The 23,387-nt window shown below is 57.4% G+C and carries 18 protein-coding genes; all 18 read right to left on the reverse strand.

Features of this window, described 5'->3' with window-relative positions:
* Positions 1 to 5: 5 nt before the first annotated feature.
* The 18 genes from ftsA to bshC all read right to left on the reverse strand — a co-directional run bounded on the left by ftsA (position 6) and on the right by bshC (position 23,328).
* Positions 6 to 1,250 (reverse strand): cell division protein FtsA, encoded by a 1,245-nt coding sequence (gene ftsA / locus PAE68_RS14770; RefSeq protein ID WP_281888109.1) that lies wholly within the window; start codon positions 1,248 to 1,250, stop codon positions 6 to 8.
* A 215-nt stretch (positions 1,251 to 1,465) separates the two neighbouring features.
* Positions 1,466 to 2,296, reverse strand: coding sequence for a cell division protein FtsQ/DivIB (locus PAE68_RS14775; RefSeq protein ID WP_281888112.1), 831 nt, complete (start codon positions 2,294 to 2,296; stop codon positions 1,466 to 1,468).
* 99 nt (positions 2,297 to 2,395) lie between these two features.
* Complete coding sequence (gene murA, locus PAE68_RS14780) at positions 2,396 to 3,667, reverse strand: UDP-N-acetylglucosamine 1-carboxyvinyltransferase (protein WP_281888114.1); 1,272 nt, start codon at positions 3,665 to 3,667, stop codon at positions 2,396 to 2,398.
* Between the two features lie 15 nt (positions 3,668 to 3,682).
* Complete coding sequence (gene murB / locus PAE68_RS14785) at positions 3,683 to 4,588, reverse strand: UDP-N-acetylmuramate dehydrogenase (protein WP_281888116.1); 906 nt, start codon at positions 4,586 to 4,588, stop codon at positions 3,683 to 3,685.
* A 197-nt stretch (positions 4,589 to 4,785) separates the two neighbouring features.
* Positions 4,786 to 5,862, reverse strand: coding sequence for an undecaprenyldiphospho-muramoylpentapeptide beta-N-acetylglucosaminyltransferase (locus PAE68_RS14790; RefSeq protein ID WP_281888118.1), 1,077 nt, complete (start codon positions 5,860 to 5,862; stop codon positions 4,786 to 4,788).
* Between the two features lie 5 nt (positions 5,863 to 5,867).
* A complete protein-coding gene (gene spoVE, locus PAE68_RS14795; protein ID WP_281888120.1) occupies positions 5,868 to 6,965 on the reverse strand; it encodes a stage V sporulation protein E in 1,098 nt (365 codons plus the stop codon).
* 99 nt (positions 6,966 to 7,064) lie between these two features.
* Positions 7,065 to 8,501, reverse strand: coding sequence for a UDP-N-acetylmuramoyl-L-alanine--D-glutamate ligase (murD, locus tag PAE68_RS14800; RefSeq protein ID WP_281888122.1), 1,437 nt, complete (start codon positions 8,499 to 8,501; stop codon positions 7,065 to 7,067).
* 2 nt (positions 8,502 to 8,503) lie between these two features.
* Positions 8,504 to 9,466, reverse strand: coding sequence for a phospho-N-acetylmuramoyl-pentapeptide-transferase (mraY, locus tag PAE68_RS14805; RefSeq protein WP_281888124.1), 963 nt, complete (start codon positions 9,464 to 9,466; stop codon positions 8,504 to 8,506).
* 3 nt (positions 9,467 to 9,469) lie between these two features.
* The gene (locus PAE68_RS14810) at positions 9,470 to 10,882 is read right to left on the reverse strand and encodes a UDP-N-acetylmuramoyl-tripeptide--D-alanyl-D-alanine ligase (protein ID WP_281888126.1); all 1,413 of its coding nucleotides are present in this window, start codon (positions 10,880 to 10,882) and stop codon (positions 9,470 to 9,472) included.
* Between the two features lie 2 nt (positions 10,883 to 10,884).
* Positions 10,885 to 12,375, reverse strand: a complete 1,491-nt coding sequence (locus tag PAE68_RS14815; protein ID WP_281888128.1) for a UDP-N-acetylmuramoyl-L-alanyl-D-glutamate--2,6-diaminopimelate ligase — start codon at positions 12,373 to 12,375, stop codon at positions 10,885 to 10,887.
* Between the two features lie 101 nt (positions 12,376 to 12,476).
* A complete protein-coding gene (locus tag PAE68_RS14820; protein ID WP_281888130.1) occupies positions 12,477 to 14,444 on the reverse strand; it encodes a stage V sporulation protein D in 1,968 nt (655 codons plus the stop codon).
* A 127-nt stretch (positions 14,445 to 14,571) separates the two neighbouring features.
* Positions 14,572 to 16,842: a penicillin-binding transpeptidase domain-containing protein gene (locus PAE68_RS14825; protein WP_281888132.1), complete on the reverse strand. Its 2,271-nt coding sequence runs from the start codon at positions 16,840 to 16,842 to the stop codon at positions 14,572 to 14,574.
* 30 nt (positions 16,843 to 16,872) lie between these two features.
* Positions 16,873 to 17,418: a septum formation initiator family protein gene (locus PAE68_RS14830; RefSeq protein WP_281888134.1), complete on the reverse strand. Its 546-nt coding sequence runs from the start codon at positions 17,416 to 17,418 to the stop codon at positions 16,873 to 16,875.
* 13 nt (positions 17,419 to 17,431) lie between these two features.
* Positions 17,432 to 18,388, reverse strand: a complete 957-nt coding sequence (gene rsmH, locus PAE68_RS14835; RefSeq protein WP_281888136.1) for a 16S rRNA (cytosine(1402)-N(4))-methyltransferase RsmH — start codon at positions 18,386 to 18,388, stop codon at positions 17,432 to 17,434.
* 33 nt (positions 18,389 to 18,421) lie between these two features.
* Positions 18,422 to 18,859 carry a division/cell wall cluster transcriptional repressor MraZ gene (gene mraZ / locus PAE68_RS14840; RefSeq protein WP_281888139.1) on the reverse strand — a complete coding sequence of 146 codons (438 nt, stop codon included), beginning with the start codon at positions 18,857 to 18,859 and terminating at the stop codon, positions 18,422 to 18,424.
* Positions 18,860 to 18,995: 136 nt separating this feature from the next.
* Positions 18,996 to 20,138, reverse strand: coding sequence for a DUF4349 domain-containing protein (locus PAE68_RS14845; protein WP_281888141.1), 1,143 nt, complete (start codon positions 20,136 to 20,138; stop codon positions 18,996 to 18,998).
* Between the two features lie 213 nt (positions 20,139 to 20,351).
* Positions 20,352 to 21,617 carry an adenosylhomocysteinase gene (locus tag PAE68_RS14850; protein WP_281888143.1) on the reverse strand — a complete coding sequence of 422 codons (1,266 nt, stop codon included), beginning with the start codon at positions 21,615 to 21,617 and terminating at the stop codon, positions 20,352 to 20,354.
* A gap of 31 nt (positions 21,618 to 21,648) precedes the next feature.
* Positions 21,649 to 23,328, reverse strand: a complete 1,680-nt coding sequence (gene bshC / locus PAE68_RS14855; RefSeq protein ID WP_281888145.1) for a bacillithiol biosynthesis cysteine-adding enzyme BshC — start codon at positions 23,326 to 23,328, stop codon at positions 21,649 to 21,651.
* Positions 23,329 to 23,387: the final 59 nt, after the last annotated feature.

Here is a 23,387-nt window from a genome sequence, read left to right on the forward strand (position 1 = left end):
CTCCACTATATAAATTCACTTAACCAGTTTTTAAAGCGTTCCATGGCCGAGGGCTTTTCCTCTTGACCGGAAGACGTTTTTTTGACCGTGCGCTTGCTGACGCCCGCTTGCTGCTTGCCTCCGCGTAAATACTTGGATGCATATTGAATAATTCCGACACCGCTTGTGAAAGAGGGATCGCGAACTCCAATAAAATCAGGCACCGCGATGCGGACGGACGAAGCGAGCTCGACCTGAGCAATCGTTAGCATGCCGGGCAGCGACACTGTACCTCCTGAAAGAACATAACCGCCTGGTAGGTTGGCGTAGCCAATACGCTGAACCTCCATGCGGATAAGGTGGAAAATTTCCTGTACGCGAGGCTCAATGATGTTGGCCAGATCGACCTGCGAGAACTCCTTATCCACATTACTGCCGATGCGGTTCACCTTGAACATTTGATCAGGTGCTGCATGCTCAACTACAGCGCAGCCAAACTTCAGCTTAATCTTCTCGGCAATGTCAGCTTGGGTGCGCAAGCCGTAAGCTATATCGTTCGTAATGAACTCGCCGCCGATCGGCAGCGTAGATGTAGCGACCATCTGATTTTCTTCGAATACGGCAATGGTTGTGGCACCCGCCCCGATGTCGACAAGTATCGTGCCCATCTGCTTCTCATCCTTGGATAGAGCGACATGACCTGCAGCCAGAGCCATCAAAATAAGGCCGGATACCTTCAAGCCGGATTTTTCCACGACACGAATCAAATTATGTATAGCGGTCTTCGCACCTGTCACGATCGTCGCCTCAACCTCAAGCCGTACGCCAATCATGCTGCGCGGGTCATAGATCTGATCGGTTCCGTCCACAATATATTGATTCGGCACGACGCCGATAATTTCACGCTCAGGGGCAAGCGGAATGACCTTAGCGGCCTGTATGACGCGCTCCATATCATCATCCCCGATTTCCCGATCCTCGTTCGATACGGCTACGACGCCGTGGCTGGACTGCAATGTAATGTGATTACCCGAGATGCCGACATATACATCCGATATCTGAATGCCCACCATTCGCTCCGCATGATCGACTGCACTCCGGATCGACTGAACCGTCTGGTCGATGTCGACAATCGCTCCCTTGCGAATGCCCTGCGAGTCGGCAGATCCAACTCCAATTATATTAATGGTGCCGTTAACGACTTCCCCAATAATAACTCGAACTTTGGATGTACCGATGTCCAAACTAACAATGATGTCATTGCTGCTCAACCTGTGGCACCTCCTGTACGATATAGTGTGAATGAGCGCTGGTTTATGAAGCCTGCATGATAGTATTCCACGCGGTTCACCGGTTTCCTCTTTTTAAATTACGTAATTTCACCCGAGGACCATAAAATATACCATAATTTCAATTCTATCATTTTTTGGGAGGCTTGAGTAGTAGCTTTGTAGAAAAGAGGCCCACAGCACTAGTTATGGACTCATTATTCCCGCAGTGCTCGCTCAGGCGACGGTGTCGTCTGTTCTGCAGCTCTCGGTTTCTCGGAGCCGCCGTTCGTCTCGACCTGCACCGATGACTCGGGCGGGAATGGCGCATGAGAATCGGCCTCAAGCAAAGTAAGAATCCCCTCGTTAATATGGTTCATCTTGAGGCTTGCTATGTAAGCATCCAAGTATGGAAGCTTCTGTGCGATATAACCGACCGAAGTAACCACCTCGAACGATGAGCGAGTATACAGCTTGATCTTATCCGGGTAAGCTGTTGTCGGAACCGGGACAATCTCCGATATATCGATGAACAACTTGTCAGGCAGCTTCGCCATCTGGCTGCACAGCTGCAGCTTCAGCTCCTCCCGGCCGCTCCAGCCGGACAGGATCGGCTTGTCCAGTCTGGCACCTTCCATCGTAACCGGAACACTGCTGCCGTCGGCGAGTAACGCTTCAACATCTCCCGCTCCGGTAAACTGATACGCCACCTTCGGAAACTCATGAACGGTAATGCTAATACGGCCTGGAAACTGCTTCTTCACCTCGACGTCTTCAATCATGCGCAGCGCCTTCACTCGCTGGGCCGCACGCTCCGAGGAGACGGAGAAGAAATGGTCGCCCGGCAGGATCGCAGCGGCGTCGCGGATCTGCTCCTCTGCGACGAGGTGCTGTCCCTTAATGGTAACCTCCGTAATCTGACTCAGCGACGATTGGAAAAATAACACAAGCAGCAGGGTCACAAAAAACAAAAAAAGGAACAGCAGCAGCCGCTTGCTGCTGCGGCTTCGGGGCTTCTGTTTTTTGATGACGGGAAGTCTCTCTTCCATACCGCCCCTCCTATGACCGATATGTAAACCGAGGATTACCCCCCTTCTTCAAGAAGGAGGGATAACCCGGCGGCTGTGTTCATATGCATAATAGTAGCGTTATAATTCCTTACTGACCGGAGTCGTCCGGTGGATGCTCGCTCCGAGCTGGCGGAGCATAAGCTCGATGCGGTCGTACCCGCGATCGATGTGATGAATCTGCTCAATGACCGTTGTACCTTGCGCTGCAAGACCTGCGATAACCAGTGCAGCGCCCGCTCGCAAGTCCGTAGCCTCTACGGTTGCCCCGTACAAGCGCGGAACTCCTCGAATAATTGCAGAATTGAAATCAACCCGAATGTCCGCTCCCATTCTCGATAATTCATCGACGTGCTTGAAGCGGCCTTCAAATACGGTTTCCTTCACGATGCTGACACCCTCAGCCAGACTGAGCAGCACCATCATCTGTGACTGCAGATCGGTAGGAAATGCAGGGTACGGTGATGTAATCACTCGCTCCACAGCCTTAAGACGGCTTGGCGCACTTACATTCATTATATCACCGTCGACTGCAATGTGCACACCTGCACGCTTCATGACGTGCAGTGCACTTGTCAAGTGGGAAGCGCAGACGTTCTTGAGCGTCACATTGCCCTTGGTGACCGCAGCTGCGATCAGAATGGTACCTGTTACGATGCGGTCCGGAATAATGCGGTGCGTGCATGGGACGAGCTGGGAGGCGCCTTCGACTGTAATCGTGTCCGTTCCGGCCCCGATAATGTTCGCACCCATCGCGTTCAAGAAATGTTGCAGATCTTGGATCTCAGGCTCTCGAGCAGCATTCGATATCGTCGTCTTGCCGCGTGCCATAGCCGCAGCCATCATGATGTTCTCTGTTGCGCCCACGCTCGGATAATCGAGCACGATGTCCGCACCTGTCAGCTCCTTCGCGGTACATACGATACGGCCGTTCTCCTCAACGATGTCGACACCGAGCTCCGCAAGTCCCTTCAGGTGCAGATCGATCTTGCGTTCTCCGATCGCACAGCCTCCCGGCTGATACAGCTCCACCTTGCCAAGACGAGCGAGCAGTGGACCCATCAGGAAGATCGATGAACGCATCTGACTCATCAGACGCTCCGGAATATGATGCTCCCGGGCCTTCGTTGTATCCACCGTCACCGTATCCCCGCTTTGCTCGGCCTTACAGCCTAGTGCCTGCAAAATATCGAGCATGACCTTGATGTCGGACAGCTCGGGCACGTTCGTAATCGTAACCGTGCCTTCCGCCATGATGCTCGCTGCCAGAATAGGAAGAGCCGCGTTTTTGGCGCCATGCACACTGATGGCTCCCGAGAGTGGTTTCCCGCCTTCGATAACCAACTTTTCCAAAATCCCACCTCCGATTTACCGCTCACCCACCACCAATACTTCAGGTACGAGATTTACTCCAAATCGGGATTGGATCGTTGCTTTCACTTGATCGATTAAGGTGAGCACGTCGTGAGCCGAGGCCTGCCCCGTATTAACAATGAAGTTGGCGTGCAGCCTTGAGACTTCTGCCCCTCCGACCGACAAGCCCTTAAGACCTGCTTCCTCGATCAGCTTCGCCGCATGATGACCGTCGGGATTGCGGAATACGCTTCCCGCACAGGCGAGCTGAAGCGGCTGCGTCCGCAGTCGCCGGTCCTTGTAGGCCGCCATCGCTGCCGCAATCTCCTTCCGATCACCGTGACGCAGCTTGAACTGTGCTTCTGTCACGATGGCCGGCTTCGATTGAAGCAGCGAATGCCGGTAGGCATACTTGAAGTCTTCATTGCGTAACGTTGCCAGCTCCCCTGTAGGGAGCAGCACCTCTGCCCTCTGTAATATTCGCGACACGTCAGAGCCGTGCGCTCCGGCGTTCATGTAGACGGCGCCCCCAACTGTTCCCGGAATGCCTCCGGCAAACTCAAGTCCGGTCAAACCTTCCTTGCCGGCGATAACCGACAGCTTGATGAACGAATACGCGCCGCCCGCTGTAATGGTCTCCCCGTCGATGTGCACCGTTTCCAGCGCGTCACCCAGCTTGATGACGACACCACGTATTCCTTTGTCGGTGACGAGCATATTGGAGCCTCGCCCGATCGCCGTCCAGGGCACCTGATGCTGATGCAGCAGCTTGACGGCCTCGACCAGCTGGCTCTTGGCCTGAGGAATGAGCAGCAGGTCAGCAGGACCTCCGATCTTCCAGGTGGTGTGCGGAGCCATCGGCTCTTGGAGTCGAGCCTCGCCATAGGCGCCGCTCAGCAATTCCGATTTGACCTCTTGCATGGGATAAACCTCCTTCACAGAACGCCGCAGCGTCAAACCTTCGAGTAGACCTCGAAAATCCGATTGACCTTCAGCCAACGCGCAATTTGCTCCTTATGCCTCACGCATGCTGGCTGTTGCTTCGCCGGGTGTCTGCCGCGGTTATAGTGTATTTTATGTGGAATGCTTCAGAGTGTGACAAACGCCCACCGTCAAATTCAGCTTCCGCCCGGCAGACTGCACGATTCGATCAGCTTCACGATCGCCTCTGTACCGTTGCCGTAAGGCGTTGCAGCCATGCTCGCCTTCAACGACTCCTTGTCGTTATACAGCTGTGCAAGCTTGCCGAGCAGCGTATCAGTCGTCAGCTCCTCCTCCTGCAGCACATGGCAATAGCCCTGCTTCTCGAACGACTCCGCGTTCAGAATTTGATCGCCTCGGCTCGCCGCACGGGACAGTGGAATGAGAAGCATCGGCTTGTGCAGAGCCAAAAATTCGAAGATCGACGTAGAGCCCGCCCGCGAGACTACAAGATCGGAGCAGGCCAGCAGATCAGGCAGCTCGTCTCTCACATACTCAAACTGTCGATAGCCGCGCACAGAAGCAAGCGAAGCGTCCAGATGTCCCTTACCGCAAATATGAATGATCTGGTATTGTGCAAGCAGCGTCGACAGCGATTCGCGAATCGCCTGATTGATGCGCTGCGCCCCCAGGCTGCCTCCCATCACGAGCAGCACCGGCTTCTGCGTGTGGAAGTCGCATAGCGTCCTTCCCTTCAGCGCACTGCCCTCCAGCATCTTGCTGCGAATCGGCAAACCCGTGCATACCGCCTTCTCCCCTGTGATGTGCTTCATCGTCTCCGGGAAGGTCACACAGATGCGCGAGGCGAAGGGCATAGAGAGCTTGTTCGCAAGGCCCGGCGTAAGATCGGACTCGTGACAAATGACCGGCGTTCCCGTCAGCCTGCAGGCGACGACGACCGGCACCGATACGAATCCTCCCTTCGAAAATACGATATTCGGACGAAGCTTGCGGAGCAACCCGTAAGCTTGCCCGATTCCTTGGAGCACCCGGAACGGGTCCTTGAAATTTTTCAAGTCGAAATATCGTCTGAGCTTACCGGAGGCAATAGGATGAAACCGTATCCCCTCATGCTCGATAATTTCACGCTCGATGCCATCCTTGGAGCCGATATAGTCCATCTCCCAGCCCAGCTCGGCCAAGCGGGACATAATAGCGAGGTTCGGCGTTACATGACCTGCCGTGCCCCCGCCGGTAAATACGATTTTTTTCATCGCTGTCACCTCGAGTATCGGGAAATGTTAAGCAGCACGCCGATCGACGTGAGCATGAGCGTCAGCGAGGAGCCCCCTGCGCTGATCAGCGGCAGCGTAATGCCCGTTACCGGGAACATGCCGATGACGACGCCGATGTTGATGATGACCTGCACCGCGATCATGCCGACGATGCCGGTAGCGAGCAGGCTGCCGAACGTATCGGCTGCCGTTATCGCGGTACGCAAGCCGCGCCATACGAGCAGCATGAACAGCAGCAGCACCGCCGTGCCGCCGATGAAGCCGAGCTCCTCGGCAATGATGGAGAAGATGAAGTCCGTTTGCGGCTCGGGCAGGTAGCTGTACTTTTGCCGACTCATGCCAAGACCTAGCCCGACAAGACCACCCGGGCCGATCGCATAGAGCGACTGAATGGCCTGATAGCCTGCTCCGAGCGGGTCCTGCCACGGGTCGAGGAACGCGGTAATCCGCTTCAGACGGTACGGTGCCGCTATGACGAGGCCGATGAACCCTACGACGCCCACCATCGCGAAGTAGGACAGATGACGCAGCCGAGCGCCCGCCGCATAAATAATAAGCAGCGATGCGCCGACGAGCACCGCCCCGGTTCCGAGGTCCGGCTGCAGCATAATGAAGCCGAAGGCAAGCCCAACAAGACCAAGCGGAGGCAGCAGCCCCTTGGTGAAATGCTTGATCGGATGCTGGTTATCGGACAGCCACTTGGATAAAAACATAATCATGCCCATCTTCATGAACTCGGACGGCTGAATGCCGAACGAGCCGATGCCAAGCCAGCTGCGTGCGCCGCCGCGCACAACGCCGATGCCGGGTATGAGTACGGCAATGAGCAGCACGAAGCAGACCAGCAGCATAATCTTGGAATATTTCTTCCATATTCCATAGTCGGTATTCATGGTGAACAACATGGCGGCGATGCCAAGACCGGCGAAGAGCGCCTGACGCTTCAAATAATAGAAGGAATCGCCGAATTCGCGAAACGCGAGAACTGCGCTGGCGCTATACACCATCACCACGCCGATGATGAGAAGTGCCAGCGTGGAGCCGAGCAAGTACATGTCCGGAGCCGAACGAGCTTTGACCATTGCGTCCACACCTCTACCCTGATAGTTTAGGAGAGCGGCAGCCGGCCTAGCGTACAGATCCGGAACATTCGGACACTCGAATCACGCTGGCAAGGCTTGTCATTCTCCTTTTACAAGGTTATGCACGGACTGCTTAAACATTCGTCCCCTTTCCTCATAGGAAGGAAACATGTCCCAGCTGGCGCATGCCGGCGATAGCAGCACGACGTCACCCGGCTCGGCCATGGCGTAAGCGGCCTCGACCGCTTCATTGACCGTGATCTGCAGCCCGTTAGCAGCAGTATCGACGGTTTTCACCCCGCTCATGCCTGCAAGGCGAGCGACGCGGGCAATTTTCTCCTTCGTCTCACCGAAGGCGACCAGCCCCTTGATCCGACTCTCAAAAACGGGCAGAAGCTCCATGTAATCGGAGCCTCGATCCAGACCTCCAGCGATCAGCACGATCGGCTGCTGGAACGATTCAATCGTCTTCGTCGTTGCCGCCGGATTCGTCGCCTTGCTATCGTTATAAAATTGAACGTCATTCATGCCCGCTACGAACTCGAGCCGGTGCTCGACACCACGGAACTCGCGCAGCACACGAGCAATCACCTCAAGCGCTACACCTGAAGCAATCGCCATCGCACTGGCCGCGAGCGCGTTCTCGATGTTGTGACTGCCGGGTATGCCAAGCTCGGAGGTCGGCAGCAGCTCATGCTCGATTCCCGCTTCATCGCGGTAGACGATTACAGGCGTTACACCGCTTGCCTTGGCCTCCGTCAGCGGCGGCTGCACGTACAAGCCGTAATCGAGCGTCTCCTTCGTCGAGAACGCGAGCACCTTCGAACGTACGTTCGCCGCCGTCATCCGACATACGCTGTCGTCCCAGTTCAACACTGCAACGTCTGACTCCGTCTGGTTCGCGAACAGCTTCTGCTTCGAGACAACGTAGTCCTCCATCGTTCCGTGGTAATCCAGATGTGTCTCATAAATGTTCAGCAGGCAAGCAACCGCAGGTCGGAATTGCTTCGTCCCCTTCAGCTGGAAGCTGCTCAGCTCGACAACCATCCGGTTGTCCGGCTCCGCCTCTAGTGCCGCCTCTGTGAGCGCGCGTCCAATGTTGCCTGCGACGATCGGCTTGAGCCCTCCTGCCTCCAGCATGAGACCAGTCCAGGTCGTCGTCGTCGTCTTGCCGTTCGAGCCGGTAATGCCGATCATCGGCGCCTTGCACAAGAAATAGGCGACCTCCACCTCGGTCACCGTATCAATGCCGAGCTCGGCTGCACGCCGAATCGGCTCGATGCTGTAGGGGATGCCTGGGTTTTTGACGACCAGGGCGACGTCCTCGTTCACGAGCTCAGGCGGATGCTCTCCGCAAACAACAGAAATACCCAGAGCCTCCAGTTCGTCGGCCTCAGGGCATCGATCGCGTTCTTTTTTATCGTTAACCGTCACGAGCGCGCCGGCGTCATGAAACCACTTGGCGACCGCGACACCGCTGCGCGCCAAGCCTAACACGACGACCCGGCGGCCGCGGTAAGCAGAAGGATGCTCCATCCTTACAACACCTCGTTAATGTAGAGTCCAAGTCCGGCAAGAATGAGGCCAGCCGTCCAGAAGGAGATGACGACGCGCCATTCGGACCAGCCGACCAGCTCGAAATGATGATGAATCGGACTCATGCGGAATACGCGCTTGCCTCTCGTCTTGAACGAGATGACCTGAATGACGACCGACATGATCTCTACGAGAAACACGCCGCCGATCAACGCAAGCAATATTTCCGCCTTCGTCAAAATTGCTACGGCCACAAGACCGCCGCCGATACCAAGCGATCCCGTGTCGCCCATGAACACCTTCGCCGGATGCGCATTGAACACGAGAAAGCCGAGCACCGCTCCAACCATCGCTGCCGCAAATATCGCTACGTTCGGCTGCGTATTGTTCAGCGCGATGATCGCATAAGCGCCGAAAGCAATTGCACTCGTGCCGGCGAGCAGCCCGTCAAGGCCGTCGGTGAAGTTCACCGCGTTCGACGTGCCCAGCATCAGGAAGACGACGAACGGGAAGTACAACCAACCGAGGTCGAACGAGAAGTCGACATACGGGATGTTCAAGGTCGTGCTGTGCCCCGACAGCACGAGCAAGTAGCAGACGACAGCTGATAGGATCAGCTGGCCGAGCAGCTTCTGCTTCGCGGTCAGACCGAGCGACCGCTTGAACACGATCTTGATATAATCGTCGAGGAAGCCGACGAAGCCGTAGCCAAGAGAGGCCAAGAGCAGGATGACGGTCTCGAGATTTTTCTCCCCGAACCGTAGCATACCGAGCGCCAGCGCCAGCATAATGATGACACCGCCCATCGTCGGCGTTCCTGCCTTCTTCAGATGGCCCTGCGGACCATCAGAGCGGATCTGCTGACCGAACTTCAGCCTCCGCAAGAGCGGAATGCAGAGCGGTGCCATAATAACCGCTAATAAAAACGATACACCTAACGTAAATAACACAATTTCGAAATCCACCCGTTATCCCTCCAATTGCATCACAAAAGCGGCCACCTGCTCCATCCTCATGCCGCGCGAGCCTTTGATAAGCACGACATCGGCTGCCGAAGCCTCTTGAGCGAGCGCTTGCGCCAGCTCCTCCCGATCTGCAAAGTGACCCACTCGAGCCTGCGGGAAGCGTTCCTGCGCCCCTTGCGCAATATAAGCGCCTAACCGCCCGTATGTCATGACCGCGTATACATGTGCCGGATCTACGTATCGACCAATCTCCCTGTGAAATTCGGCCTCCTCGCTTCCGAGCTCCAGCATATCGCCGAGCACGGCGAACTTGCGTTCGAAGCCGCTCGCCTCATGCAGCAGCTTCAGCGCTGCACGCATCGACGTCGGGCTGGCGTTATACGCATCGTTCCAGATCGTCAATCCGCTCGGCGCCTGCATGACCTCGATGCGCATCCCCGTAACCGTTACCCCGCGCAGCCCCTCTGCGATGGCAGCTGCGTCCATGCCGAAGTAGCGGCCGACAGCGTATGCGGCAAGCGAGTTGACGACGTTGTGCGAGCCGAGCATCGGAATGTACAGCTCGCGTCCTGTGTCTAGGTTAACTCGATAGCGCGAGCCTCTGCCGTCCATCTCGATGTCCAGCGGGAACAGATCATTATCCGGCTCTGCACCGAACCTAACCTTCTTATAGCGGTCCGCTGCCTGCATACGGCCTGGCTCCGCGAGCTCGGGCAGCACCTCCTCGATCAGCGGCTCATCGCCGTTGTAGATGAACGTGCCGCCGGGCTGCAGGCCGGTCAATATTTCCGTCTTGGCGCGGGCAATCTCCTTGCGCGATCCAAGCTGCAGCAGGTGCGCCTCACCGATGTTCGTAATGACGGCGACCTCCGGCTCGGCCAGTCGAGACAATAGCTCTATCTCGCCTCTGCCGCTCATCCCCATCTCGAGCACAGCGATCTCGGTATCCTCGGACAGCTCGAGCAGCGTCAGCGGCAAGCCGATATGATTGTTGTAATTGCCGCCTGTCTTATGCACGCGGAACGCCTGAGACAATACAGCAGCTGTCATATCCTTCGTCGTCGTCTTCCCATTGCTGCCGGTAATGCCGACGATACGCACCTGCAGCTGCTCCTTGTATGCCTTGGCAAGCCGCTGGAGCGCGAGCAGCGTGTCATCCACGACGATGACCGGACGGTCAGGCGGCGGCGTTCCGTGCCCCTGCTGCCACATCGTTCCGGCAGCTCCCGCGTCCAGCGCTGCGAGCGCGAACTGATGGCCGTCGAACGATTCGCCGATCAGCGGAATGTACAGATTCCCTGGCTGCAGCGTCCGCGTATCCTTCGATACGCCGCTCACACGGACGGAGCTGTACGCTTCATTCGTTAACGTCCCTCCCGCCATCGCGGCAACCTCTGCCATCGTTCGATTCATCACCGTCATCGACCCCTTATCGCTTGTTTCGCTATCTCTCGATCGTCAAATGGATGCTTGACGCCTTGTATCTCCTGATACGTCTCATGCCCCTTACCTGCGATCAGCACGACATCCCCTTCGGATGCCGCATTCATTACCCGGGCAATAGCCGCTCTACGATCTGCCATAAGCTCATAACGCGAGCGATCCCAGCCCGCCTGCAGCAGTCCAGGCTCAATGTCGAGTAGAATGCGCTCCGGATCCTCCGTGCGCGGATTGTCGCTAGTTACAATACAGTAATCGCTGTACTTCGCAGCGATAGCTCCCATCAGCGGCCGCTTCGCCCGATCTCGATCCCCGCCGCAGCCGAAGACGCACCAGACACGACCTGCAGCGAACTGCCGAATCGTCGATAGTGCATTCTCAAGGCCATCAGGCGTATGCGCATAATCGACCAGCACAAGGAATGGCTGACCGGCATCCACGACCTCCATGCGCCCCTCAACTGACTGGATGCGCCCCAGACTCGCTGCGATCGCCTCTGGCTCCAGCCTTTCGGCGAGCAGTGCCGCTATGGCACCGAGCGCGTTGTACACGTTGAAGCGGCCGACCAGACGCATCGACACCGGGAACGAGCCTCGGAACGAGGTGACGCATTCGAAGTCAGTCCCCAAGGCGGTCATCCGAATGTCGCTCGCTCTCACATCGGCACGCTCGTCATCGATGCCGTACGTGATCACTTGAGCTGGCGTGACACCGCGGAAGTAAGCGGTAGCCGAGTCATCGGCATTCAGCACCGCATACTGCTTCTGCGCCGCACCGGCGGCGAAGCCGTTGCCCATCCGGGAGAATAGCAGACTCTTCGCTTCGCGGTAACGCTCCATCGTGCCGTGGTAATCGAGATGATCCTGCGTCAGGTTCGTGAAGATGCCCGTGCGGAACCGACAGCCCATCACGCGACCAAGATCGAGTCCGTGCGACGACACCTCCATGACGCAATAGTCGGTACCGAGGTCGGCCATTTCCCGCAAGATGCGCTGTAGCTCCACCGTTTCCTGCGTATTCGTCGCCTTGTTCTCGCGGAACTCGTCTCCCACCTTGACGTGAATGTTGCCCATCAAGCCGGTACGGTAGCCTTGATCGCTTAAGATACGTTCGATGATATATGTCGTTGTCGTCTTGCCGTTTGTGCCCGTCACACCTATGATTTGGACTTCTTGACTCGGATATTGGTAAAAATGGGCGGCCAGTACCGCAGCAGCATATCGCGCATCCGGCACCACAAGCTCCGGCACGCCCGAATGCAGCTCCCGTTCAACGACGAGCGCAGCTGCGCCGCGCTCCACAGCGGCCGCGGCATAGTCATGCCCGTCGACCGTGAAGCCTGGCATGCATAGGAACAGATCGCCCGACTTCACCTTGCGCGAGTCCGTGGTCAATCCTGTAATGTCGATATCCCCGTTGCCCATTAATCGTCCCGTGACCAGCTGATCAGCCAGCTCCTGAAGCTGCATCGAGCGTCCCCTCCATTTCACATGGTATCTATTATGGACAAAAAAGGTTGGGCTGAAAAGCCTATTTTCAAAGAGACGAAACTTTTATGCTCGAATACGAATTAAGAGGCAGGCGACTGCTCGGTCGGCGCTGGCGTATCGCTTGGAGGCGCCCCTGTATCTGACAAGTAAATCCGAATCGTCGAGCCTTGCTCCACGCGCGCTCCCGGCTTCGGCACCTGATTCACAACCGTCTTCCCTACACCGGACTTCGCGAGCTCGAAGTTCATATTCAAGCTTTCATAAATGTCCGTCACCGTCATGCCGACCAGGTTCGGCACCTCGACAATCGGCGTGTCGCCGTACACATACTTGCGGTCAATCTGATCCTTACGCTGCGGCACCTTCATGTAACGAAGCGTATCCTCCATCATGTTCTTCACCAGAGGAGCCGCAATCAAACCACCGAACTGCAGCCCTTGCGGATCATCAACAGCTGCATAGATGACGACCTTCGGATCGTCAGCCGGCGCGAAGCCGATGAACGATACGATGTATTCGTCGGACGAGTATCGACCGTTGATAACCTTCTGCGCCGTACCCGTCTTGCCGCCGACCCGATAGCCGTCGATGAAGGCGTTGCGGCCTGTGCCGTTCGCGACGACGCTCTCGAGCGTCTCGCGCACCTGCTTCGACGTCTCCTCGGAGATGACCTGACGCACCATCGTCGGCTCGACCTTCGAGACGAGCTCGCCGTCCTCAGGCTTATACCAAGCGCGCGCGACGTGCGGCTGATACAGCTTCCCGCCGTTGATCGCAGCCGAGATCGCCGTAATTTGCTGAATGGGCGTCACGGACACACCTTGACCGAACGATGTGGTCGCGAGCTCAACTGGACCGACGCGCGACGGCTTGAACATGATGCCGGTCGCCTCGCCGCCGAGGTCGATGCCTGACTTTTTACCAAAGCCAAAATTGTGGATGTAATCAAACAGCTTCTCCTTGCCGACCGCCTGACCCATGACGACGAAGCCCGGGTTACACGAGTTCTCGACAACGTTGAGGAACGTCTCGCTGCCGTGGCCTTGACGCTTCCAGCAGCGCAGCCTCGCGCCGCCGACCTCGATCGAGCCCTTATCATAGAACGGATCGGTCAGCTTGATCTTCTTCTCCTCGAGCGCCGCCGCCAGCGTAATGATCTTGAACGTCGAGCCCGGCTCGTAAGCCATCCAGATCGGCAAGTTCCGGTTATAGTTCTCAACTGGGTATTCACGATAATTGCCCGGCTCGTAGCCAGGCCTTGACGCCATCGCCAGCACCTCGCCGTTGTTCGGGTCCATCGCAATCGCGATGACATGCTTCGGCTGGTACTTCACCATCGCCTGATCGAGCTCACGCTCCATGATCGTCTGGATATGGCTGTCAATCGTCAGCTGCAGGTTCAAGCCGTCCTTCGGCTCATGATACACATCGGACGATCCGGGAATGAGCTTGCCGGAGGCGTCGACCAAGTATTGAATACTTCCTTTAATACCCGTAAGCAGTTTATCATACTTCAATTCTATGCCCGTCAGTCCTTGATTATCAATGCCTGTGAAGCCAAGCACGTGGGCAGCGAGTCCACCGAACGGATAATGCCGCTTGTTGTCCTCCCTGACGACGATGCCCGGCAGCTGCAGATTGCGAATTTCCTGCGCTTTTTCCTGCGTAATTTTGCGGCCGCCCGGCTTAATGTACACCTGTGAGCGACGTACCGTAATTTGCTTATAGACGTCCGCCTCATCCAGCCCGAGCGCCTCTGCGAGCTTCGAGGCCGTCATCTGCGCATCCTTGATCTGAACCGGGATCGCCATGACGGTAGGTGTACTGATATTGTAAGCGAGCTGAACACCGTTGCGGTCAATCAGCTCGCCCCGCTTCGCGGTAATTTCAATATTGCGGCGCCAGTTGTCCTCCGCTTCCTGGGACAATCTCGGCCCCATCCAAATCTGCACGTACGCGAGCCGCACCACCAGCGCGAAGAACAGGACCGTTCCTATAATCAATACGGCAAATAATCGGCGGCGAACCGTTACATTCGATGACCTCATGCCCGCTGCTTCCCCCTCCTGAACAAGAATGGTTTCATATCATCCCTATTCAGGACAACCGGGGGTTAGAACAAGCTGTGCGTAGCTTGACCTGCTATCGCTTGCTATGACTTGCCGTCGACCTGCTCTACTGCTTGACGCTTGTCGGCTTGGCGCCCTTCGACTCCGACGTCTTGGCGGCAGCCGGGGCTTGCTGCAGCTCCCGATACGACTTCAAGGTAAGCGTCAGCACCCGTTCCTCTCCTTCTCCCTCCAGCGACTGGTCAGCGACATAGCCTTCACCGGTATAAGTGCAACGAAGCTTGAGCAGCGAGCACACCTCGAGCGCATCGCGAAGCGATTTGCCAGATAAGCTCGGTACGTCGATGCTCTCCGTCTCAGACAATCGGAGATAGATCGGCTGTGAGGGCTGAATATCAGCTCCGGGCATCGGAGATTGGCCGACGATCGTCTGTCCACGTCCGTGCAGCTCGAAGCTCAAGCCGCTTGCTTGAAGGAGCTCCCTCGCTTCCTCGACCGACTTGCCTGTCAGCTCAGGAGCCTGCACCGTCTCATCTAGCCCCGTCGTCAGCGTGCTGGCAGGAGCGGCCTGCACCTGCACGGTGGACGGCGCGACGCCGAGGTAGCGCAGCGACTGCGAGACGATCTCGCGGAACGCAGGCGCAGCGACTTCGCCGCCGAGCTGGTAATTGCCGCCGAGGTCTGGCTCATCCGCAATAATCGCAACCAGTATACGCGGATTCTCGATCGGGGCATAGCCGATGAAGGAGATGACCCATTTGCCTTCTGCGTATCCTTTTTCACCCGAGACGACCTTGTTCGCCGTACCGGTCTTGCCTGCAATCCGATAACCATCAATATGAGCACGCTTGCCTGTGCCGATCTCCTGGTTAGATACGACCTGCTCGAGGTATTCGCTTACCTTGCTCGCGGTCTGGCTGGAGATCACCTGACGCACCACCTGCGGCTCGAACTTCTCGACGACTTCTCCCGTCTCGGGATTCGTAATCTCCTTAATAATATGTGGCTTCATCAGCTTGCCGCCGTTCGCTACAGCCGCATAGGCCGTCACCTGCTGAATCGCGGTCGCCGTCAAGCCTTGCCCGTACGTCGCGGTAGCAAATTCCGAAGGGAAGCGCATGTTCACGATTCCAGGCACCTCGCCTGGAAGATCTACGCCCGTCTTCACGCCGAAGCCGAATCGATCGATCGCTTCGCGAAGCTTGTCTTGACCGAGCTTCTCCGTACCGAGCTTCACGAAGGCGACGTTACTGGAGCGAAGCAACCCTTCCAGATATGTAATCTTCCCCCAACCTGATATGTTATGGTCATGGAGCCTGCGGTCTGCGATCTTGATGGAGCCCGACTGGTACGTTTCGTTCGGATTGAACAAGCCCTGCTCCAGTGAAGCAGCCAGCGTCACCAGCTTGAACGTCGAGCCCGGCTCGTACTGCGAAGCAACAGCATGGTTAATATCGGCGCGCTCCTTCATCTCCCAATACTTGTTCGGGTTGAAATTCGGCACATTCGCAAGCCCAAGTATTTCCATCGTTTGTGGATCTACGGCAATCGCCGTCATGCTCTTCGGTTTATATTTATCGAATGATTTCTCAATTGCGCTCTCGAGATAGAATTGGATGTTCTTATCCAGCGTCAGCTTCACATTGTTGCCGTTCACTGCCGCCTTGTATCTGCGCTGCGAATCCGGCAGCTCTACACCGTACCGGTCCTTCTCATAGATGAGCCAGCCCGGACTTCCCTTCAGGTAGTTGTCGAGCGCGAGCTCCAGCCCCATCGCCGGCTTGTCCTCCTTATTCGTGTAGCCGATGACATGAGAGGCCAGCTTCTCCGACGGATAGAAGCGCTTGCGCTGCGGCAGCAGCAGAATGCCTGTGCTGTTGTTCTTCTTATCCAGCTTCGACTCCAGCTCCGCCTTCAGCAGCTTAATCTTGTCAGCCGTCGCGGCGTCGATCTTCCAGCCTTCGTTGCCAAGCTCTACCTGCGCGTAATAAGCGCCGGTGTCCTCGCGCTTCCGATTCAGTCTCGTGCGGATCCGCTCCTCCATCGCGATGAGCGAGCCCGCGTCGTCCGGCTTGCTGAGAATAGCGGCCAGTCCCTTAATGACGTCGAGCTCCAGCCCCTTCTCCATAATGGTCCGCGGCTCCAGTGCCACCGTATAGCTCGGTGCATCCTCGGCCAGCACTCTCCCGCTCCGGTCTACGATCGAGCCCCGTACAGCCGGAATCTCCTTGTCGTGCGCCCACTTCTCCTTCGCCTGGGAGAGCAACTCCTCGCCCTGCACGATCTGTACCCAATACAGTCGGCTAATCAGAACAGCAAAAAGGAGGGTAAACCCCCCTCCGATAAGAAGCGAACGCAGCATTACTTGTTTGGTCATCATCGATCCCTCCGGTACGGTCCTATGAAATCAGGGCTGAACCTTCGTCGTGCTCGCCGAGGCCGTTGCCTTGCCTGCTGGCGATGCGCTGGAAGCGCTAGCCGTGGCGCCTGCAGGAGCGGCCTTGCCACTTACAGTGCTGCTGCTTGCTGCTGTGCTCTTTGGCTTCGCCGACTGCGTCGCTGAAGCGGACTTCGGCTTCGCCGCGCCCTCGTTCTTCACCTGACCGGGCTCAGCTGTGCTGAAGCCGAGCTGCTTCGCCTGCTCCAGCATCCGGTGCGGCTCCAGCGCTGCGTCGAGCTTCTGCTTCAGAATGCTGTTCTCTGCCTCCAGCTTCGCCACCTGCTGCTCGATCGCCTTAATGCTGGCGCTCATTTCATAGATTTGGGCGTAACGCCATATGATAGTGCCTGCAACAATAACGCAGATCACAACCGTGAACAGATACAGCAGCTTCTCTTGCATCGGCAGCGATTTGGAGCGATAGACGACACGCTTCGTTTCCTTCACCTTTACCTTACGCGGCGACTCCGTCCGCTGCTCCACGGCTAAGTTTCCATGAATGTATGCAGGCAATATGGCTCTCCCCTTATTGTGTAATTTTTTCTGCGACGCGCAGCTTCGCGGATCGGGCACGCGGGTTCGCTTCCAGCTCCACCGTTCCCGGCTCGATCGGCTTACGGTTAACGAGCTTCAGCTCGCCGTGCGGGCTGCACACACACATCGGCAGCGCCGGCGGGCATGTGCACTTCGCCACGTAGCTGGCGAACGTCTGCTTGCAGATGCGATCCTCCAGCGAGTGGAACGTAATGACTGCCGCCCGGCCGCCCGGCGCAAGACAGCGTACCGCTTGCTTCAGCGCATCCTCGAACGCGCCGAGCTCGTCATTGACAGCGATGCGCAGCGCCTGGAAGCTGCGCTTGGCAGGATGCGGTCCTGTACGGCGCGCAGCCGCCGGTATACCTTCCTTGATCAGCTCCACGAGCTGCCCGGTCGTCTCGATGACGCCGGATTGCCGGGCTGCCGCAATGTTAGCTGCAATGCGACGAGCGAACTTCTCCTCACCATATTCGAACAAGATGTCGGCGATCTCCTTCTCCGACCATTCGTTGACGATCTCCTTCGCGGTCAGCGGCGCCGTACGGTCCATACGCATATCCAGCTCGGCATCGTGGTTGTAGCTGAAGCCGCGGTCGGCCTCGTCCAGCTGCGGCGACGACACGCCAAGATCGAACAGAATACCGTCCACCTGAGGCTTACCGCTACGGTTCGCCTTCGGGATGAGCGCGAGCTCCTGCTCGAGATAACGAAAGTTGCTGCGCACCAGCTGCACCCGGTCCATGACACCGGCGAGACGCTCCCTTGCGTTCGTGAGCGCAATGTCGTCTTGATCGAACGCAATAAGCAGTCCGTCAGGTCCGAGCTGACTTGCAATCTCCAAGCTATGTCCGGCTCCTCCGAGTGTGCAATCGACATACACGCCGTCCGGCTTAATATGTAAGGCATCAACAGCTTCTTGCTTAAGTACGGTCACATGATGAAACACGGCACTAACCTCCTGCATCGGTGTCTGTCTGGGCTATAGGTCAAAGTTGAAGTCGACGAGCTTCTCGGCCATCTCCGCGAACGAATCCTCCGATTGCTGGAAATAGCTTTCCCAGATCGCCTTGCTCCAAATCTCCACCCGATTGGAGACGCCGATGACGACGCAATCCTTCTCGAGCTTGGCATGGTCGACCAGCGTCCTCGGCAAATTGACCCGCCCCTGCTTGTCCAGCTCGCATTCGGTCGCGCCGGAAAAGAAAAAACGCGTAAATGCGCGCGCATCTGACTTCATTAACGGCAGCGCCTTGAGCTTCTGCTCCAGCACCGCCCATTCCTGCATAGGGTAAACGAACAAGCATTGATCCAGGCCGCGTGTGACGATGAACGATGCTCCGAGGGCTTCTCGAAATTTGGCAGGCACGATCATTCTGCCCTTTTCGTCGATTGCGTGTTGGTACTCCCCCAAGAACACCACTCGTCACCCCCTTTTCACCACTTTACCCCACTTCCTACCACTTGTACAGTTTATTATTCGCGTTGACAAACAAAAATCCTGCCTCATCTTACGATGAGCACAGGATTTTTCGAACAATTTATGAGCCGTCCTCTTATTTGTTCGGGTTCTTCGGCTTGTCGCCGCCCACAGCTCCCTCTTGACCCTCATCCGATGCGGAGCTGTCTGCTTCTGCTTCTGCTTCTGCTTCTGCTTTCGCGCCGAGCAGCTGCTTGTTCTCCTCTGCCAACCGTCTGCGAACATCGACAGAGCTCGCCCGCCGTCTACGTCTCATCCACCACACTGGCAGCCCGACTACAAGGCACAGTACAATTATCGGCAGCGCGCCAGCCAGCAGCACAACCGCTCCTTGCATAATGACGCTCAGCACCGCAATCGAGCCGTTCAGCGCATCCGACGCTCTTGTCCAGAGCGGCCCCCGCTCCTGACTGCGAATGACGTCTGCCGAGCCGATCTTCTCCGTAATGCGCAGATCGATCGTCGAGTAAGCGACGTTCTGCTCCAGGTACCGCATCCGCCCCTTAATGCGCTCGATCTCCTCCTGTACCTTACCTAGCTCCGCCGAGAACGCCACCAGCTCCTCCGCCTTCGTCGCCTTCTCCATGAACGAGACGAGACGCAATTCAACGAGCTCCTTCGCCTTCAGTCTCGAGCTAAGATCGACGAACTCCTCCGTCACGTCCTGCCCCTCCATCGATTTGCGCATCGACGGATTGATCTTCTCCAGCTCAGCGAGCAGCGAAGTGAAGCCGCTCGCCGGTACCTTAATGATGAAGCTGCCGCTACGGTCCGAGGCGCTCGAGCTCTCGTTGAACGTCAGTACGTAGCCGCCGGACATGCGTACAGCCTCCTGCACGAGCGTCTCCGTCTCATCATAGCTGTCGACCTGCATTGTGAGGTTGGCACGATACATGATCTTGCGACTGAACACGTCATTGCTCTGCGGTGCGGTCTGACCATTGAAGCCTCCGCTTCGCTCCTGCGCGGACTGTGAGCCCGGCGACTGCGGCTGAGCCGTATTCGCCTCGCCGCCTGCAGACGCTGGAGACTCCTGCTTGGCCGTGTTCGCCGCTTCGTTCATCATCGCTTTCATCTGCGTTGAGTCCGTCGCTGTCGCCCCGCCATAGCTCGCCATCTCAGATTTCGCCCCATCTGCCCCGCACCCCGACAGCAGCAGCGCCAGCGCCGCTGCCGTCACGAGAAGCTTGCTCCCTGTCTCTCTTCTGGCCTCTCTCATCTCTTAAGATCCCCCTATGTACCTCTGATTGGTCGCGGCCGCCATACAGCGAGCAGCCGCTCCAATCTCAAGACGCAGCGGGATGGATCGATGTTGCAGTCCTTACCATTTCTGCTAAAAAAACAAAACCGCCCTCGGCATAGACATGCGTCTACGCCAGAAAGCGGTTCTACTTATGAATCATGCAGCAGCCTTCGCCGCCGCCCTCACTACTTAATGCTCAGCCCAGCTGTCCAGGTACGCCTTCTGCTCGCCAGTAAGCGAGTCGATCCCCATACCGAGCGCCGCCAGCTTGAAGCGCGCCACCTGCTCATCAAGCTCATACGGCACATTGACGACCTTGCTGCCGATCTGCTTATAATTGTCGTTCACGTACTTCAGCGACATCGCCTGCAGCGCGAACGTCATATCCATAATTTCGGCAGGGTGACCGTCACCAGCTGCCAGATTCACAAGGCGGCCTTCAGCAAGCACGTAGAACTTGCGTCCGTCCTTGAGCGAATATTCTTCGATGTTGCGGCGCACCGTACGCTTCGACACCGACAGCGCCTCCAGCTCCGGCTTGTTCACCTCAACGTCGAAGTGTCCGGCGTTCGACAAGATCGCGCCATCCTTCATTACTTCATAGTGCTCGCCACGGATGACGTCGCGGTTGCCTGTCACGGTCACGAAGAAGTCGCCGACCTTCGCCGCCTCGACCATCGGCATCACAGCGAAGCCGTCCATGTACGCCTCAACGGCCTTGATCGCATCGATCTCGGTCACGATAACGTTCGCGCCCAAGCCTTTGGCACGCAGCGCCACCCCTTTGCCGCACCAGCCGTAGCCGCAGACGACAACCGTCTTACCCGCCACAACGAGGTTCGTCGTCCGGTTAATGCCGTCCCATACCGATTGACCCGTACCGTAACGGTTGTCGAACAAATATTTGCAGAACGCATCGTTCACTGCTACCATCGGGAATTGCAGCTGGCCGTCCTTCTCGAGCGACTTCAAGCGCAGAATGCCAGTCGTCGTCTCCTCCGCGCCGCCGCGCACCTTCTTGAGCAGATCCTTGCGCTCGGAGTGAAGAATCGTCACCAGGTCGCCGCCGTCATCGATGATCAGGTCCGGCTCTGTCTCGAGCGTCTTGATCATGTGCTCCTTGTACTCCTGCGGGTCTGGATTGTACTTCGCGAACACCGTAATACCGTCCTCGACGAGCGCCGCGCACACATCGTCCTGCGTGGAGAGCGGGTTGCTGCCGCAAATTGCGACCTCCGCGCCGCCAGCCTGTACGACCTTCGCCAAATACGCCGTCTTCGCCTCAAGGTGAAGCGAAATCGCCACCTTCAGCCCTTGGAACGGCTTTTCCTTCTCGAATTGCTCGCGAATCTTGTTCAACACTGGCATATGGGCGTTCACCCAATCAATCTTCAGGTGCCCCTCATAGGCAAGGTTAATATCGCGAATACTGCTGCGGTCGATCGTACTAGCCATTATAATATCCTCCTCATATGTCGCTATGCGATTATAAATAATAGATCCGGTGCTTCCCGTCCAGCTCAAGCTCCGCCGTGACAAGCTCCTCCAGCCAAGCGAAGCCATACTTGTTCAAGTACATGGACACGTTGTACACGCGCTCCTGCAGCTTCCCTCCGGGCACAAGCGATTGCTCGATCTTGGCAAAATGCTTCAGTCCCGTCTCGTTCTGCGTTCGCAGACCGTCCTCGGCCTTCTGGGCGAGGTAGTCGATTTGCTCCGTTATTTTACCCAGATTCGTCTCTCCGAGCTTCACTAGACCCGCATTAATGTCGCCAAGCAGCGTAATCAGCGGCTCGTACTGCTGCCTGAAGCTGTCCTTCACCTCGGCGAAGCGCTGCTTCAGCTTATGCTGATCCTGCGCCGCAAGCCACACCTGACGCCGCTCGTCCAGCCGCTCGCGCACATCGTCTAGGCTCAGCCCGAGCTTCGCCATCTGCTTGCTGACGCCGCCCTCCAGCAACGTGAAGCCGTGTCGCGGACACAGCAACGGCATACGCATGCCGAGCGCGTGGAAGGCGCCCTGCGTCAACGTCCAGTACGCGACCTCGGACGGTCCCAGCACGACGCCGAGCACCGGCAGCAGCTCGTCCTGCATGAGCGGACGCGTCATCACGTTGTTGCTGAGCCGCTCCGGCTCGTGGTCTGCGAAGTCGAGCAGCTGCGCACGGCTGAAGCTCCGCCCGCCTCTACGGTCCGTATAGCCGCCTGCCCCATCCTCGTACAGGAGCACCCGTTCGCCGCGGTCGTCATAGACGAACAGATTCAAGCCGTTCGCGGCTACACTCACCTGTGGCTCGTAGCCGAGCTCCACGACACGCTTGCTGCTCGCCTGCAAGCCTTCACTAATGTCCGGCGCACGCTCGATCAGCCGACGGAACATCGGGCCCTCCAGACGGCGCAGCTGCGGATCGTCCGAGTCGAGCAGCACTAGACCGTGCCGCCCGAACAGCGCGGACAGCAGCCGGGCGAACGCCTCCACCAGCGTCGGCGCTCCTGCTGACGACTCCTCGAACAGCCGAAGCACCGACTCCTTGAATTCGGTCGGAGGAAGCGACAGCTCCAGCTGCGTCAGCGCGTCCGCCCATTGCTCCTCGGTAAGACTTGTACGGCTTACCGAGGTTCGCACGTCTTCCGGTCGTCCGATACGCAGCCTCGCAGGGCGCAGCTCCGGGGACAAATAATACGTGTGGTCAACCTCGTCGAAGTCGTGATCCTCCCCGGCAATCCAGAATACCGGCACGACCGAACGCTGCAGCTCCTGCGAGGCGATGCGAGCAGCCTGAATGATCGTCACTGCCTTGTAGACGACGAGCAGCGGACCTGTGAACAAGCCTGCCTGCTGGCCACCCACAACGCAGAGCGTCCTAGGATCGCGCAGCTGCTGCACGTGCTCCAGCGCCTCAGGAGCGTTGCCCGCCCGAACGTTGTACGCCTCAAGCACATCGGCGAGCGCACCCCGATCAACGGTCGTCGTCCGCTCGCGATCGATCCACTCTGCGCGCCTGTGCCAATCGCTCCTGTCCCAAGCACTATAATCGAACAAGGCACCTACAGCTTCCCTCTGATCTATGTAATCGTCGGTCAAGGACTGACCTGTCGGCCAATCCATACTATGTATATGCACGACATTACCGCCGCCCTTCCATCCAGCTGATGAAGCCGACATCGTGCCAGGCCTCATGCACATCGTTACCATTGTACACAATGCTGGAGAAACTCGTCAAA

The organism is Paenibacillus sp. YYML68 (genome assembly GCF_027923405.1).
In the GTDB taxonomy this organism is placed as follows: Bacteria; Bacillota; Bacilli; order Paenibacillales; family NBRC-103111; genus Paenibacillus_G.